We start from the raw sequence: 14,615 nt of genomic DNA on the forward strand, positions 1-14,615 counted from the left end.
CAGAGGGCAGATGGATGTCTGAGATCGTCGTCAATCTTCCGTTTAAACGGGAGGAATACACCCAACGCCTGGCAAAGGTTCGCGCCGCCATGCAGGCCCAGGGCCTGGAGCTGCTGTTGGTCACCGACCCGTCGAACATGGCCTGGCTCACCGGCTATGACGGTTGGTCGTTCTATGTGCACCAATGCGTGCTGCTGGCGCTGGAAGGCGAGCCCGTATGGTTCGGTCGCGGCCAGGATGCCAACGGTGCCAAGCGCACGGTGTTCATGCAGGCCGATAACATCGTCGGCTACCCGGACATCTACGTGCAGTCCCGTGAGCGCCACCCCATGGACTACCTGTCCCGCGAGGTGATCATCGCCCGTGGCTGGGGCGCGCTGACCATCGGCGTGGAGATGGACAACTATTACTTCAGCGCCGCCGCGTACCTGTCGCTGCAAAAGCATTTGCCCCAGGCAAAACTGGTGGACGCGGTAGGCCTGGTGAACTGGCAGCGAGCGGTCAAATCTCCCCAGGAAATCGCCTACATGCGCATCGCCGCGCGCATCGTCGAGAACATGCACAGTCGGATCCTGGAACGCATCGAGCCGGGCATGCGCAAGAACGAACTGGTGGCCGAGATCTACAGCAGCGGCATCCTCGGTGCCGACGGCCATGGCGGCGACTACCCGGCCATCGTGCCGCTGTTGCCCACCGGGGCCGACGCCAGTGCGCCGCACCTGACCTGGGACGATTCACCTTTCGAGAAGGGCGCCGGCACCTTCTTTGAAATCGCCGGTTGCTACAAGCGTTACCACTGCCCGTTGTCGCGCACCATTTACCTGGGCAAGCCGCCGCAACATTTCCTCGATGGCGAAAAAGCCGTGGTCGAAGGCATCGCCGCCGGCCTGGACGCAGCCAAGCCGGGCAACACCACTGGCGACATCGCCGTGGCGTTTTTCAAGGTGCTGGAGAAATTCGGCATCCACAAGGACAGCCGTTGCGGCTACCCCATCGGGATCAGTTATCCGCCGGATTGGGGCGAGCGCACCATGAGCCTGCGCCCCGGCGACAACAGCGTGTTGCAGCCGGGCATGACCTTCCACTTCATGCCGGGGCTGTGGATGGACGATTGGGGCCTGGAAATCACTGAAAGCATCCTGATCACCGAGACCGGCGTCGAGACGCTGTGCAACGTACCTCGTCAATTGTTCGTGAAGGATTGAGCCATGCCCGATCTGCCTAATAATCCCATCAGCGCCACGGTCGACTTCACCCGTGAGGGCGTGCAGCACGGCTTTCTCAAGCTGCCGTATTCGCGGGACGATTCGGCCTGGGGCGCAGTGATGATTCCCATCACGGTCATCCAGCGCGGCAGCGGTCCGACGGCGCTGCTCAGCGGCGGCAACCACGGCGATGAATACGAAGGTCCGGTGGCCCTGAGCAAACTGGCGCAGCAACTGACGGCTGAAGACGTGAGCGGGCGGGTGATCATCGTGCCGTTCATGAACACCCCGGCCTTCCACGCCGGACGCCGGACTTCGCCCATCGACAAGGGCAACCTGAACCGCAGTTTTCCCGGCAGGCCGGACGGCACCGTCACCGAGAAAATCGCCGACTATTTCAATCGCACCCTGCTGCCCTTGGCCGACATTGTCCTGGACATTCATTCCGGCGGCCGGACCCTGGATTTCCTGCCGTTTGCCGCCTGCCACGTGTTGCCGGACAAACAGCAGCAAGCGCGCTGCGAGGCCGGGATGCTGGCGTTCAACGCGCCGTATTGCATGCGCATGCTGGAGCTGGACGCCGGGGCGATGTACGACACGGCGGCCGAGTCCCAAGGCAAGGTGTTCGTCACCACCGAGTTGGGCGGCGGCGGTTCGTCGACCGCCCGTAGCGTGGCGATTGCCGAGCGTGGGGTGCGCAACCTGTTGATCCATGCCGGCATCCTGCGGGGCACGATCGAGTTGCAGCCCTCGCTGGTGCTCGACATGCCGGACGCCAGTTGTTTCATCGCCAGCGAACACGACGGCCTGCTGGAAATGTGCCGCGACCTGGGGGAGCACGTGACCCTGGGCGAGGTGGTGGCGCGCATCTACGACGCCACCCGCAGCGGCGTCGCCCCGGTCGAATACCGCGCCGCCCGCAGCGGCCTGCTGGCGGCCCGGCACTTTCCCGGGTTGGTGCAGTGTGGCGATACCTTGGTGGTGATTGCGGATGTGTTGGCGTGACATGCGGGGCCGACACAAACTCCTGCGGGAGCGAGCTTGCTCGCGATGGCGGTGTGTCTGAGACGATGATGTTGAATGTGCCAGCCTCATCGCGAGCAAGCTCGCTCCCACAAAGGCTTGCGTTGAGTGTGAGTTTTTAACCATCAGGAGCCCGGCCCATGCACAAGCTCGATCGCTACGACCTCAAGATCCTGCAAATCCTCGCCGAGGACGGGCGGATTACCAAGTCGAGCCTGGCCGAGGCCATCAACCTGTCGGTGACCCCGGCCTGGGAACGGGTGCGCAAGCTCGAAGCAGCAGGCCTGATCATCGGCTACCGGGCGCAGATCGATTGGGGTGCGGTGTTCAAGCGTCAGCAGGTGCTGGTGGAAATCACCCTGGCCCGGCACACCGCCCAGGACATGCGCCGTTTCGAGCAACGCATGATCGCCGCGCCAGAAGTGGCGTTCTGTTACGCCACGGGCGGCGGCGTGGATTACCTGGCGATGATCCAGGCGCCGGACGTCGATGCCTACCAGCGTTTCGTCGACCAACTGCTGCTCGAAGACCTTGGCATCGAACGCTACTTCACCTACATCGTCACCAAGACCATCAAGACCGCCGGTGCCTTGCCGGCGGAGCTGGCCGAGCCGTGCTGAGCACCGCAGAAAACCCGGTTTGCCGCCCTCGATTCAGAAAAAAACCAGGGTTTGACCCACGGTAAACCCCCAATTCCCCAAGCGCCGCTGCCCTAGCATGGATTCACGCACACGCTCTGGAGTGAACGTCATGCCTTACCAACATCCGCTGCTGTTCAAAGCGCTTTGCTACATCGACGGCCATTGGGTCCACAGCGACAGCGGTCACAGTGTGGCCGTCCACAACCCTGCCACCCGCACCGTCATCGGCCATGTGCCGATGCTGGATCAGCCGCAGATCGTCGCGGCGGTGGACGCGGCGCATCGCGCATTCCCTGTGTGGCGTGAGCAGAGCCTGGAGACCCGGGGCGCGTTGCTGCGGCGCTGGGCGGCATTGATCGTCGAACACAGCGAAGACCTCGCCCGCATTCTCAGCCTTGAGCAGGGCAAGCCATTGGCCGAGTCCCGTGGCGAAATCGCCTACGCTGTCAGCTTTATCCCGTGGTTCGCCGAGGAAGCCCGGCGCCTGTACGGTCAGAACATCCCCAGCCATATCCCGAATGCGCACCTGGGTACGATCAAGGAACCGGTGGGCGTCTGCGCGCTGCTCACACCGTGGAATTTCCCGTCGGCGATGATCACCCGCAAGGCCGCCGCTGCCCTGGCCGCCGGTTGCACCGTGGTGATCAAGCCGGCCCACGAAACGCCGTACTCGGCCTTGGCGCTGGCGCAATTGGCCGAGGAAGCCGGTTTTCCCGCCGGGGTCTTCAACGTGGTATTGGGCGAGCCGCAAATGGCCATGGAAACCCTGGTCAAGGATCGTCGCGTACGCTCAGTGAGCTTCACCGGCTCGACCCGGGTGGGCAAGCTGGTGTTGCAGGCTGCAGCCCATGACGTGAAGAAGGTTGCACTGGAACTGGGCGGCAACGCGCCGTTCATTGTCTGCGCCGATGCCGACCTGGCCTTGGCGGTAAAAGTCGCCGTGGAGGCGAAGTTCCAGACCTCGGGGCAGGACTGCTGTGCGGCTAACCGGATCATGGTGCAGCGCCCGGTGTACCAGGCGTTCCTCAGTCGTTTCGCCGCTGCGGTGCGCGCCTTGCGCGTCGGGCCGGCAATGGTCGATCAACAGGAGCAGGACGTGGAGGTCGGGCCGTTGATGCATCAGGCGGCATTCGATGCGACCGCTGACCGCGTCGCCGATGCCCTGGCCCTTGGCGCTCAACGCCTGGTGGGCGGTGAGGCCCATGCCTTGGGCGGGTTGTTTTATCAACCCACGGTGCTGGCCGACGTCACGCCGCAGATGCGCATCTACCGTGAAGAAAACTTCGCGCCCATTGCCGGGGTGATGCCGTTCGACACTTTGGACGAAGTCATCGAAATGGCCAACGACACCGAGTATGGGTTGGCGGCCTATATTTGTTCCAATCGCTTGGACCTCATTTATCCGCTGATCCGCCGTCTCGACCACGCCATGGTCGCGGTCAACGGCGTCAAGTTCACCGGCCACCCGATTCCCTTCGGTGGCATGAAAGCCTCGGGCCTCGGTCGCGAGGGTGGCAGCGAGGGCTTCGAGCCCTTTGTCGAAACCAAATATTTTTGCCTGCACCATCAAGGCCAGTTCCCAGGAGAGCCCGCATGAGCCAAGAACTCAACACGCTGTTCGAACACGACCGTGCGCATTTCATGCACCCCTCGACCCACGCTCACGACCACGCCAGCGGCGCGCTCAAGGGCCGGATCATCAAGAGTGCGTCAGGCATTCGCATTCGCGACCATGAAGGCCGTGAGTTCATCGATGCCTTTGCCGGCCTCTACTGCGTGAACATTGGTTACGGCCGCACCGAGGTGGCCGACGCAATCTATAAACAGGCCAAGGAACTGGCCTACTATCACACCTACGTCGGCCATTCGAGCGAGGCGATCATCGAGCTGTCCAGTCGCATCATGGACTGGGCGCCGGAGGGGATGAAGAAGGTTTATTACGGTTTGTCCGGCTCCGATGCCAACGAAACCCAGGTCAAGCTGGTGCGCTACTACAACAACGTATTGGGCCGGCCGCTGAAGAAGAAAATCATTTCACGGGACCGTGGCTACCATGGCTCGGGCATCATGACCGGCAGCCTCACTGGGCTGGCGACCTTCCACCAGCATTTCGATCTGCCGGTGGAAGGGGTCAAGCACACCGTCTGCCCACACTGGTATCGCAAGGCTCCGGCGGGCATGGATGAAGCGGCCTTCGTGCGGTATTGCGCCGATGAGCTGGAAAAAATGATCCTCGCCGAAGGTCCGGATACTGTGGCGGCGTTCATTGGCGAACCGTTGATGGGCACCGGGGGCATCATCGTTCCCCCTGCCGGTTATTGGGATGCGATCCAGGCCGTGCTGAAAAAATACGACGTGCTGCTGATTGCCGATGAAGTGGTCTGCGCGTTCGGCCGCCTGGGTTCGAAGATGGGCAGCCAGCGATACGGCATGAAGCCGGACCTGATCACCACCGCCAAAGGCCTGACCAGTGCCTATGCGCCCCTGTCAGCGGTGATCATCGGGGAAAAGGTCTGGAGCGTGATTGAAAAAGCCTCCCAGGCCGAAGGGGCCATGGGCCATGGCTGGACCTATTCCGGGCACCCGATTTGCGCGGCGGCGGCACTGGCGAACCTCGACATTCTTGAACGGGAAAACCTCACGGCCAACGCCGAGGATGTGGGTGGCTACCTGAATCGTCGCCTGCGTGAAACCCTTGAAGGTCATCCGTTGGTGGGCGAGGTGCGTGGTGACGGCATGCTGGCGGCGGTGGAGTTCATGGCCGACCGTGAACGGCGCACGGCATTCGACCCGGCACTGAAAGTCGGCCCGAAGGTCTCGGCCGCCTGCCTGGAACGCGGCATGATCGCCCGCGCCATGCCCCACGGCGACATCCTGGGCTTCGCCCCGCCACTGATCCTGACTCGCGAGGATGCGGACCTGATCGTCGACATCACCAAAGGGGCTATCGATCAAGTGGCGGGTGAGGTGTTGGCTTAAGCCCGCTTTAAATGTGGGAGCGAGCCTGCTCGCGATGGCGGTCTGTCTGAACCGGCGATGTTGGATGTGCTGGCGCCATCGCGAGCCAGCTCGCTCCCACACAGGGAGATTTTCTTGAGGCCAATAAAAAGCCCGCCCGATCATGTGATCGGGCGGGCTTTTGGTTGTGGCTTGGCGATTACTTCTTCAAACCGTAATGCTCATCGAGCATGCCGGGTGAATTCGGGGCCTTGGGGGCGTAGTCCCGCGGCGGTTCCTGGATCCCTTTCGGTGGGGTCAGGCGTTCCCGTGGAGTCTGTGCCGCATCGGCTTGCAGGGCGGCCAGCAGGCGCTGGCGAGTCTGCTCGTCCAGGGCCAGGCGATTGGCACCCTCGGACAAATGATCCTGGACGTCCTGGTAGCTCTGGGTGAGTTTTTTCACCAGAGAAGCGGTGCTGTTGAAGTGAGTGACCACTTCATTCTGATAACTGTCGAAACGTTCCTGGATGTCGTCCAGCTGACGTTGCGTGCTGTTGGGCACCGCGTTGGGCAGCAGTCGGGCAAGCAGGAATCCAATGGCGACACCGGCAACCAGGGCAAGAGTCGGCAACAACCAAACTAAGAGCGAGTGTTCCACGAGTCCTTCCTCTATAAACGGCTTTGCTTTACGTTAACGGCTCGGACCTGCGCTGTATACCGCGAAGAACATCGCAATCATGCCAGGCACAGACTTTAGCTAGACGAGACGACCCAATTCGAGGTCACGGAGTTCTTTCCCTTGCTTATGCGCGAAACCCCTGTAGTCATCGATGGCCCGGTGGGCCAACTGGAAGCCTTGTACCTGGACAACGAGGCCCCCCGTGGCCTGGCGCTGATCTGCCACCCGAACCCGGTGCAGGGCGGGACCATGCTCAACAAAGTGGTCTCGACCCTGCAACGCACTGCCCGCGATGCTGGCCTGGTTACGTTGCGTTTCAATTATCGTGGCGTGGGGGCCAGTGCCGGCAGTCATGACATGGGCGCTGGCGAAGTGGATGACGCCCAGGCGGTCGCCCAATGGCTGCGGGAAAAATACCCGCAATTGCCCCTGACCCTGTTCGGTTTTTCCTTTGGCGGCTTTGTCGCCGCCAGCCTGGGCGGGCGCCTGGAAGCCCAGGGTCAACCGGTCAAGCACCTGTTCATGGTGGCCCCGGCGGTAATGCGCCTGGACGAGCAGTCGCCCTTGCCGATGAGCGGCGAGTTGACGGTGATCCAGCCGGAAACCGACGAAGTGGTCGATCCGCAACTGGTTTACGAATGGTCCGACACGCTCCAACGTCCCCATGAGCTGCTGAAAGTGGCAGAATGCGGACACTTTTTTCATGGCAAGCTGACCGATCTCAAGGATCTGATCCTGCCGCGCCTCTCGAATTGACAGCAGTCTGACAAGCGATAACCCATGACGACGCGTACCCGTATCCTGACCGGCATCACCACCACCGGCACCCCGCACCTGGGCAACTATGCCGGCGCCATCCGTCCGGCGATCCTCGCCAGCCGCGACAGCAACGCCGATTCGTTCTACTTCCTGGCCGACTACCACGCCCTGATCAAGTGCGATGACCCGCTGCGTATCCAGCGTTCGCGCCTGGAAATCGCCGCCACGTGGCTGGCCGGCGGCCTGGATGTGGACCGCGTGACGTTCTATCGCCAGTCCGATATTCCCGAGATCCCGGAGCTGACCTGGCTGCTGACCTGCGTCGCCGCCAAGGGCCTGCTCAACCGTGCCCACGCCTACAAGGCGTCGGTGGACAAGAACGTCGAGGCCGGCGAAGACCCGGACGCCGGCATCACCATGGGGCTGTACAGCTACCCGGTGTTGATGGCCGCCGACATCCTGATGTTCAACGCTCACAAGGTGCCGGTCGGTCGCGACCAGATCCAGCACGTGGAAATGGCCCGCGACATCGGCCAGCGCTTCAACCACCTGTTCGGCCAGGGCAAGGAGTTCTTCACCATGCCCGAGGCGCTGATCGAAGAAAGCGTCGCCACGCTGCCGGGCCTCGATGGCCGCAAGATGTCCAAGAGCTATGACAACACCATCCCGTTGTTCAGCAGCGCGAAGGACATGAAGGACGCGATCTCGCGGATCGTTACCGACTCGCGTGCCCCGGGCGAAGCCAAGGATCCGGACAATTCGCACCTGTTCACCCTGTTCCAGGCCTTCGCCACTGCCGAACAGTCCGCCGAGTTCCGCAGCGAACTGCTGCAAGGCCTGGGTTGGGGCGAAGCCAAGAACCGCCTGTTCCAATTGCTCGACAGCGAGTTGGGTGAAGCGCGCGAGCGTTATCACCAGTTCATCGAGCGTCCATCGGACCTTGAAGACATCCTGCAACTGGGCGCGAAAAAAGCCCGGGCCGTGGCGACGCCGTTCCTCAACGAACTGCGCGAGGCCGTTGGCCTGCGTTCGTTTGTCAGCCAGGTCCAAGTGGCCGCCAGCACCAAGAAGAAAGCCGCCAAGGCAGCACGCTTCGTCAGCTTTCGCGAAGACGACGGCAGTTTCCGCTTCCGTCTGCTGGCCGCCGACGGCGAGCAACTGTTGCTGTCGAACAATTTTGCCGACGGCAAGACCGCAGGGCAGGTGACCAAGCAATTGCAGTCCGGCCAGCCCTTGGACGTACGCAGCGACGACCTGAGTTTCAGCGTCTGGCTCGAAGGCGAGTGCGTGGCGAACAGCCCGGCCTTCGCCAACAGCGCCGCCCGGGATGCAGCCATCGATGCGTTGCGCGTTGCCCTGACGCCTGCCCAGGACTGATCTCGGCACGTCACCCGACCATCGGCCCGAATAAGGGCCGATTGCCATTCCTCTGGGCCGTCGCTACAGTGACGGCCCGTTTTTGTTGCCTTGCTAACGAATATGACGCCCCTAGAACGATATCAAGCTGATCTGAAACGCCCGGAGTTCTTCCACGACGCAGCCCAGGAAACGGCGGTGCGGCATTTGCAACGCCTGTACGACGACCTGGTCGCGGCGGCGAACAACAAGCCCGGCCTGTTGGGCAAACTGTTCGGCAAAAAAGACCAGACACCGGTCAAGGGCCTGTATTTCTGGGGCGGCGTGGGCCGTGGCAAGACCTACCTGGTGGACACTTTCTTCGAAGCGTTGCCGTTCAAGGAGAAGACACGGACGCACTTCCACCGTTTCATGAAGCGCGTGCACGAGGAGATGAAGACCCTGGGCGGCGAGAAGAACCCGCTGACCATCATCGCCAAGCGTTTTTCCGACGAGACCCGGGTGATCTGCTTCGATGAGTTCTTCGTTTCCGACATCACCGACGCCATGATCCTCGGCACCTTGATGGAAGAGCTGTTCAAGAACGGCGTGACCCTGGTCGCCACCTCGAACATCGTGCCGGACGGCCTGTACAAGGACGGCCTGCAGCGGGCGCGTTTCCTGCCGGCCATCGCGCTGATCAAGGAACACACTGAAATCGTCAACGTCGACAGCGGCGTCGACTACCGCCTGCGTCACCTCGAACAAGCGGAGCTGTTCCACTTCCCGTTGGATGCCGCTGCCCAGGAAAGCCTGCGCAAGAGCTTCCGCGCCCTGACGCCGGAATGCACCCAGGCTGTGGAAAATGATGTATTGGTCATCGAAAATCGCGAAATCCGCGCTGTGCGTACGTGCGATGACGTGGCCTGGTTCGACTTTCGCGAACTGTGCGACGGCCCTCGCAGCCAGAACGACTACATCGAACTGGGCAAGATCTTCCACGCCGTGCTGCTGAGCAACGTCGAGCAGATGAGCGTCACCACCGACGACATCGCCCGTCGCTTCATCAACATGGTCGACGAGTTCTACGACCGTAACGTGAAGCTGATCATTTCGGCCGAAGTCGAACTCAAGGACCTCTACACCGGCGGTCGCCTGACCTTCGAATTCCAGCGGACCTTGAGTCGCTTGCTGGAGATGCAGTCCCACGAATTCCTGGCGCGGGCGCATAAGCCGTAGGGACATTCGGAACACCAAAAAAGGCCTGCGATTGCGGGCCTTTTTTTGTATGTGCATATTCCCCATCTGAGCTTGTGGGAGCGAGCCTGCTCGCGATGGCGTCGTGTCAGTCAACATCAGTGCCGCTGAACCACCGCCATCGTGAGCAAGCTCGCTCCCACAGTGGATCGTTGCCAAGCCCTCGGGCTACGCCGCCTGCTGGAACTGCTGCCGATACTGGTTCGGCGACAGGTCGGTATGTTGCCGGAACAGCCGGGCGAAAAAGCTCGCGTCGTCGTAGCCGACTTCATAGCTGATGGTCTTGATGCTCTTGCGGCTGCCGGAGAGCAGGCCCTTGGCGGTTTCGATCCGCAGTCGTTGCAGGTAATGCAGCGGTTTGTCGCCAGTGGCGGTCTGGAAGCGGCGCATGAAGTTGCGGATGCTCATGCCATGTTCCCGGGCAACGTCCTCGAAGCGGAACTTATCGGCGAAGTGCTCTTCGAGCCATTGCTGGATCTGCAGGATGATCACATCCTGATGCAGTTTCTGCCCGCCGAAGCCGATCCGCCCTGGCGAATAGCTGCGTTGCACCTCATACAGGATGTCCCGCGCCACGGCCTGGGCCACGTTGGCGCCGCAGAAGCGTTCGATGAGATAAATGTAGAGGTCACAGGCTGAGGTCGTGCCGCCGGCGCAGAACAGGTTGTCGGCGTCGGTCAGGTGCTTGTCCTGGTTCAGGTATACCTGGGGGAAGCGCTCCTTGAAGGCATTGAAGAAACGCCAGTAGGTGGTGGCTTCCTTGCCGTCGAGCAGCCCGGCCTCCGCCAGCCAGAACACCCCGGTGGCTTCGCCGCAGAGTACCGCACCGCGCGCGTGTTGTTCGCGCAGCCAAGGCAGGACCTGGGGATAACGTTGGCAGAGGGTGGCGAAATCATCCCAGAAGGCCGGCAGGATGATGACATCGGTGTTTTCCAGGCCGCCGTCCACCGGCATGATCACATCGCTGAAGCTGTTCACCGGTTTGCCATCGGGGCTGACCAGCCGGGTTTCAAAGGCCGGCGTCAGGCCGTGGCCCAGTTGTTTGCCGTAGCGCAGGCTGGCCAGGTGGAAAAAATCCTTGGCTTGCATGAGGGTGGAGGCGAAGACCTGGTCGATTGCCAGGATGCTGACGCGCCGCAAGGGCGTGGAGGCGTGCATAGACATAATTCATCTTTATTTTTATAGGGGAAAGTGGTCAACAGACGGCTGGATCGTCTTATTTTTTGTCGGATGTGTCCAGTGTCCTGTCGTACCCCGCAGGCTTAGGCTCTGTCGGATAACAACGCCCAACAATAACCAAAGGTGCGCCATGATCCCAAGAACACTGTTCAGTCCCGAGCACGAGTTGTTTGGCGACAGCGTACGAACCTTCCTTGAAAAAGAAGCCGTGCCGTACCACAGCCAGTGGGAAAAACAGGGGCATGTCGATCGCCAGCTCTGGAACAAGGCAGGGGAGGCGGGCATGTTGTGCTCGCACCTCCCGGAAGCCTATGGGGGGCTGGACGCAGATTTTCTCTACAGCACGGTGGTGATCGAGGAGATCGGCCGCCTGGGGCTGACAGGGATTGGCTTCTCGCTGCATTCCGACATCGTCGCACCGTACATCCTGCATTACGGCAGCGAAGCGTTGAAACACAAGTACCTGCCGAAGCTGGTGTCTGGCGAAATGGTCACGGCCATCGCCATGACCGAGCCGGGCGCCGGTTCCGACCTGCAAGGGGTGAAGACCACGGCGGTGCTGGACGGCGATGAATATGTCATCAATGGCTCGAAGACCTTCATCACCAACGGCTTCCTGGCAGACCTGGTGATCGTGGTCGCCAAGACCGATCCGAAGGCCGGCGCCAAGGGCACCAGCCTGTTCCTGGTGGAGGCGGGTACGCCGGGCTTTGAAAAGGGCAAGCGCCTGGAAAAAGTCGGCATGAAGGCCCAGGACACGTCGGAACTGTTCTTCCAGGATGTCCGCGTGCCGAAGGAGAACCTGCTGGGGCAGGCCGGCATGGGCTTCGCCTACTTGATGCAGGAGCTGCCCCAGGAGCGCCTGACCGTCGCCATCGGCGGCCTGGCTTCGGCCGAAGCGGCGCTGCAATGGACCCTGGACTACACCCGCGAGCGCAAGGCGTTCGGCAAATCCATCGCAGACTTCCAGAACACCCGTTTCAAGCTCGCGGAAATGGCCACCGAAATCCAGATCGGCCGGGTCTTCGTGGACCGTTGCCTGGAATTGCACCTGCAAGGGAAGCTGGACGTGCCGACGGCGGCGATGGCCAAGTACTGGGGCACCGACTTGCAATGCAAGGTGCTAGACGAATGCGTGCAGTTGCATGGCGGCTACGGCTTCATGTGGGAATACCCGATTGCCCGGGCGTGGGCGGATGCGCGGGTGCAGCGGATCTATGCCGGGACCAATGAGATCATGAAGGAGATCATTGCGCGGTCGCTTTGATGCAGTGGTGAGCTTGGGTCCGCTATCGCGAGCAAGCTCGCTCCCACAGGGGAGTCGTGTCTGATCGCTATTTTGTGATCAACATCGAACCCCTGTGGGAGCGAGCTTGCTCGCGATGAGGCCTACGGATCAAGGCGCCGGGTTCGGCTGATCCTTGTGAATCGCCTCGATCCCCGCCAGTACTTCATCCGACAGTTTCAGGTCGAAGCTGGCGATGTTGCTGTCCAGTTGCTCCAGCGTGGTGGCGCCAATGATGTTGCTGGTCACGAACGGCTGCCGGGTGACGAACGCCAGGGCCATCTGCGCCGGGTCCAGGCCATGCTCGCGGGCCAGGGCCACATACCGGCTGCACGCCGCTTCCGATTGCGGGTTGAAGTAGCGCATGAAGCGGCTGTACAGCGTCAGGCGGCCCTTGGCTGGCCGTGCGCCGTTTTCGTATTTGCCCGACAGAAAGCCGAACGCCAGCGGCGAATAAGCCAGCAAGCCGCATTGCTCGCGAATGGCGATTTCCGACAGGCCGATCTCGAAGCTGCGGTTGAGCAGGTTGTACGGGTTCTGGATCGACACCGCCCGCGGCCAGCCACGGGCCTCGGCCAGGGCAAGGAACTTCATGGTGCCCCACGGCGTTTCGTTGGACAGGCCGATATGGCGGATCTTGCCGGCGCGAACCTGTTCGTCCAGGGCTTCGAGGGTTTCCTCCAGCGGGGTGAACGTTTCGTCGGCATTGTGCTGGTAGCCCAGTTGACCAAAGAAGTTGGTGCTGCGCTCCGGCCAATGCAGCTGGTAGAGATCGATCCAGTCGGTCTGCAGGCGCTTGAGGCTGGCGTCCACGGCTTCGACGATGTGGCGGCGGTTGTGCTTGAGGTTCTTGTCGCGGATGTAGTCGATGGTGTTGCCGGGGCCGGCGATCTTGCTCGCCAGGATCCAGTCGGCACGATCGCCGCGACTCTTGAAGTAATTGCCGATGTAGCGCTCGGTGGTGGCGTAGGTTTCGGCCTTGGGTGGCACCGGGTACATCTCGGCGGTGTCGATGAAATTGATGCCGGCAGCCTTGGCGCGTTCGATCTGGGCGAAGGCCTCGGCCTCGCTGTTCTGCTCACCCCAGGTCATGGTTCCGAGGCACAGGGCACTCACGTTCAGGTCGGTACGGCCTAGCGGGCGATAGTCCATCGGGAACTCCTTGGGCAAAACAATCATAAAAGCAGGTTGAAATATTTTTCGCAATCTGCATAATTGCGCACCTCTTTCTGCAGTGGAAGTGATGCGCCGCCGCCGAAGAATCTTGCCGTTGAACGGACGCGCCGACCCGAGCCCCCGAAAGCGTCTGTATCCGGCTGCCTTTGACTTGTCAAAGTACGCACTATTCAGTAAGATCCGCCGTCTAATTTACAGGGCGGCCCCTGAGGCTATAAAGAATGAAAACTTTTACTGCTAAACCGGAAACAGTAAAGCGCGACTGGTTTGTCGTCGACGCTGCTGGTCAGACCCTGGGTCGTCTGGCCACCGAAATCGCGAGCCGTCTGCGTGGCAAGCACAAGCCTGAGTACACCCCTCACGTTGACACCGGTGACTACATCGTCGTGATCAACGCTGAGCAAGTACGTGTTACTGGCGCTAAAACCACTGACAAAATGTACTACTCCCACTCCGGTTTTCCTGGCGGCATCAAGTCGATCAACTTTGAAAAGCTGATCGCCAAAGCCCCTGAGCGCGTGATCGAGACCGCGGTTAAAGGCATGCTGCCTAAAAACCCACTGGGTCGCGACATGTATCGTAAGCTGAAGGTTTATGCGGGCGCTGCTCACCCTCATACTGCTCAGCAGCCCCAAGAACTGAAGTTTTAACGGAATAGTTCATTATGTCGGCGACTCAAAATTACGGCACTGGCCGTCGCAAGACTGCAACCGCACGCGTTTTCCTGCGTCCGGGCACTGGTAACATCTCCATCAACAACCGCTCCCTGGATAACTTCTTCGGCCGCGAAACTGCCCGCATGGTAGTTCGTCAGCCGCTGGAACTGACCGAGACCGTCGAAAAATTCGACATCTACGTCACTGTTATCGGTGGTGGTGTAAGTGGTCAGGCTGGCGCAATCCGCCACGGCATCACTCGCGCCCTGATGGATTACGACGAGACTCTGCGTGGTGCTCTGCGCAAAGCCGGCTTCGTAACTCGCGATGCTCGCGAAGTTGAACGTAAGAAAGTCGGTCTGCGTAAAGCGCGTAAGCGTCCGCAGTACTCGAAGCGTTAATTTCGCTTCCGCTTTCAAAAGGCGCCCAGTTCCTCACGGAGCTGGGCGTTTTTTTATGGGCAAAAGAATTGCTCTGTGACAA

The 14,615-nt window shown here is 61.1% G+C and carries 14 protein-coding genes; 11 read left to right on the forward strand and 3 right to left on the reverse strand.

Translation table 11 applies throughout. The features are described 5' to 3' along the window. Positions 1 to 14: 14 nt before the first annotated feature. The 5 genes from doeA to KGA89_RS01785 all read left to right on the forward strand — a co-directional run bounded on the left by doeA (position 15) and on the right by KGA89_RS01785 (position 5,848). Positions 15 to 1,205, forward strand: a complete 1,191-nt coding sequence (doeA, locus tag KGA89_RS01765; protein WP_053163286.1) for an ectoine hydrolase DoeA — start codon at positions 15 to 17, stop codon at positions 1,203 to 1,205. Positions 1,206 to 1,208: 3 nt separating this feature from the next. Next, entirely contained in the window at positions 1,209 to 2,210 is a 1,002-nt protein-coding gene (gene doeB / locus KGA89_RS01770; RefSeq protein ID WP_223470364.1) for a N(2)-acetyl-L-2,4-diaminobutanoate deacetylase DoeB, read from the forward strand. Between the two features lie 158 nt (positions 2,211 to 2,368). Continuing rightward, a complete protein-coding gene (locus KGA89_RS01775; RefSeq protein WP_223470366.1) occupies positions 2,369 to 2,848 on the forward strand; it encodes an Lrp/AsnC family transcriptional regulator in 480 nt (159 codons plus the stop codon). A 130-nt stretch (positions 2,849 to 2,978) separates the two neighbouring features. Continuing rightward, positions 2,979 to 4,466, forward strand: coding sequence for an NAD-dependent succinate-semialdehyde dehydrogenase (locus KGA89_RS01780; RefSeq protein ID WP_223470368.1), 1,488 nt, complete (start codon positions 2,979 to 2,981; stop codon positions 4,464 to 4,466). Then, positions 4,463 to 5,848 carry an aspartate aminotransferase family protein gene (locus KGA89_RS01785; protein WP_223470370.1) on the forward strand — a complete coding sequence of 462 codons (1,386 nt, stop codon included), beginning with the start codon at positions 4,463 to 4,465 and terminating at the stop codon, positions 5,846 to 5,848. Before KGA89_RS01780 ends, KGA89_RS01785 begins: the two co-directional genes overlap by 4 nt. 178 nt (positions 5,849 to 6,026) lie before the next feature. Here KGA89_RS01785 and KGA89_RS01790 read toward each other — a convergent pair whose 3' ends face one another. Then, positions 6,027 to 6,464, reverse strand: a complete 438-nt coding sequence (locus KGA89_RS01790; protein ID WP_003205372.1) for a YhcB family protein — start codon at positions 6,462 to 6,464, stop codon at positions 6,027 to 6,029. A gap of 147 nt (positions 6,465 to 6,611) precedes the next feature. Between KGA89_RS01790 and KGA89_RS01795 the strand changes: the two genes are divergently transcribed. The 3 genes from KGA89_RS01795 to zapE all read left to right on the forward strand — a co-directional run bounded on the left by KGA89_RS01795 (position 6,612) and on the right by zapE (position 9,818). Then, positions 6,612 to 7,241, forward strand: a complete 630-nt coding sequence (locus KGA89_RS01795; RefSeq protein WP_223470421.1) for an alpha/beta hydrolase — start codon at positions 6,612 to 6,614, stop codon at positions 7,239 to 7,241. Between the two features lie 24 nt (positions 7,242 to 7,265). Beyond that, positions 7,266 to 8,621: a tryptophan--tRNA ligase gene (locus tag KGA89_RS01800; RefSeq protein ID WP_223470372.1), complete on the forward strand. Its 1,356-nt coding sequence runs from the start codon at positions 7,266 to 7,268 to the stop codon at positions 8,619 to 8,621. Positions 8,622 to 8,723: 102 nt separating this feature from the next. Next, positions 8,724 to 9,818, forward strand: a complete 1,095-nt coding sequence (zapE, locus tag KGA89_RS01805) for a cell division protein ZapE (protein ID WP_003205369.1) — start codon at positions 8,724 to 8,726, stop codon at positions 9,816 to 9,818. A 186-nt stretch (positions 9,819 to 10,004) separates the two neighbouring features. Here the strand turns inward: zapE and KGA89_RS01810 are convergent, their stop codons facing one another. Then, positions 10,005 to 10,901 (reverse strand): GlxA family transcriptional regulator, encoded by an 897-nt coding sequence (locus KGA89_RS01810; RefSeq protein ID WP_172681420.1) that lies wholly within the window; start codon positions 10,899 to 10,901, stop codon positions 10,005 to 10,007. A 244-nt stretch (positions 10,902 to 11,145) separates the two neighbouring features. Here KGA89_RS01810 and KGA89_RS01815 point away from each other — a divergent pair, with 244 nt between their 5' ends. Then, positions 11,146 to 12,282 carry an acyl-CoA dehydrogenase family protein gene (locus KGA89_RS01815; RefSeq protein WP_223470374.1) on the forward strand — a complete coding sequence of 379 codons (1,137 nt, stop codon included), beginning with the start codon at positions 11,146 to 11,148 and terminating at the stop codon, positions 12,280 to 12,282. A 129-nt stretch (positions 12,283 to 12,411) separates the two neighbouring features. Here the strand turns inward: KGA89_RS01815 and KGA89_RS01820 are convergent, their stop codons facing one another. Continuing rightward, the gene (locus KGA89_RS01820; protein ID WP_003205366.1) at positions 12,412 to 13,452 is read right to left on the reverse strand and encodes an NADP(H)-dependent aldo-keto reductase; all 1,041 of its coding nucleotides are present in this window, start codon (positions 13,450 to 13,452) and stop codon (positions 12,412 to 12,414) included. 245 nt (positions 13,453 to 13,697) lie between these two features. Here KGA89_RS01820 and rplM point away from each other — a divergent pair, with 245 nt between their 5' ends. Together rplM and rpsI are read left to right on the forward strand one after the other, a co-directional pair. Further along, positions 13,698 to 14,126 (forward strand): 50S ribosomal protein L13, encoded by a 429-nt coding sequence (gene rplM, locus KGA89_RS01825; protein WP_003205365.1) that lies wholly within the window; start codon positions 13,698 to 13,700, stop codon positions 14,124 to 14,126. A gap of 14 nt (positions 14,127 to 14,140) precedes the next feature. Next, positions 14,141 to 14,533: a 30S ribosomal protein S9 gene (rpsI, locus tag KGA89_RS01830; RefSeq protein WP_003205364.1), complete on the forward strand. Its 393-nt coding sequence runs from the start codon at positions 14,141 to 14,143 to the stop codon at positions 14,531 to 14,533. The last annotated feature ends 82 nt before the right edge of the window (positions 14,534 to 14,615 follow it).

The sequence above is a fragment of the Pseudomonas sp. A-RE-22 genome (assembly GCF_019956035.1).
Classification (GTDB): domain Bacteria; phylum Pseudomonadota; class Gammaproteobacteria; order Pseudomonadales; family Pseudomonadaceae; genus Aquipseudomonas; species Aquipseudomonas brassicacearum.

Bases quoted from the DNA above. Each gene is read 5' to 3' on its own strand.
- doeA (WP_053163286.1), top strand. From the start codon at position 15: ATGTCTGAGATCGTCGTCAATCTTCCGTTTAAACGGGAGGAATACACC.
- doeB (WP_223470364.1), top strand. From the start codon at position 1,209: ATGCCCGATCTGCCTAATAATCCCATCAGCGCCACGGTCGACTTCACC.
- KGA89_RS01775 (WP_223470366.1), top strand. From the start codon at position 2,369: ATGCACAAGCTCGATCGCTACGACCTCAAGATCCTGCAAATCCTCGCC.
- KGA89_RS01780 (WP_223470368.1), top strand. From the start codon at position 2,979: ATGCCTTACCAACATCCGCTGCTGTTCAAAGCGCTTTGCTACATCGAC.
- KGA89_RS01785 (WP_223470370.1), top strand. From the start codon at position 4,463: ATGAGCCAAGAACTCAACACGCTGTTCGAACACGACCGTGCGCATTTC.
- KGA89_RS01795 (WP_223470421.1), top strand. From the start codon at position 6,612: ATGCGCGAAACCCCTGTAGTCATCGATGGCCCGGTGGGCCAACTGGAA.
- KGA89_RS01800 (WP_223470372.1), top strand. From the start codon at position 7,266: ATGACGACGCGTACCCGTATCCTGACCGGCATCACCACCACCGGCACC.
- zapE (WP_003205369.1), top strand. From the start codon at position 8,724: ATGACGCCCCTAGAACGATATCAAGCTGATCTGAAACGCCCGGAGTTC.
- KGA89_RS01815 (WP_223470374.1), top strand. From the start codon at position 11,146: ATGATCCCAAGAACACTGTTCAGTCCCGAGCACGAGTTGTTTGGCGAC.
- KGA89_RS01820 (WP_003205366.1), bottom strand. From the start codon at position 13,452: ATGGACTATCGCCCGCTAGGCCGTACCGACCTGAACGTGAGTGCCCTG.
- rplM (WP_003205365.1), top strand. From the start codon at position 13,698: ATGAAAACTTTTACTGCTAAACCGGAAACAGTAAAGCGCGACTGGTTT.
- rpsI (WP_003205364.1), top strand. From the start codon at position 14,141: ATGTCGGCGACTCAAAATTACGGCACTGGCCGTCGCAAGACTGCAACC.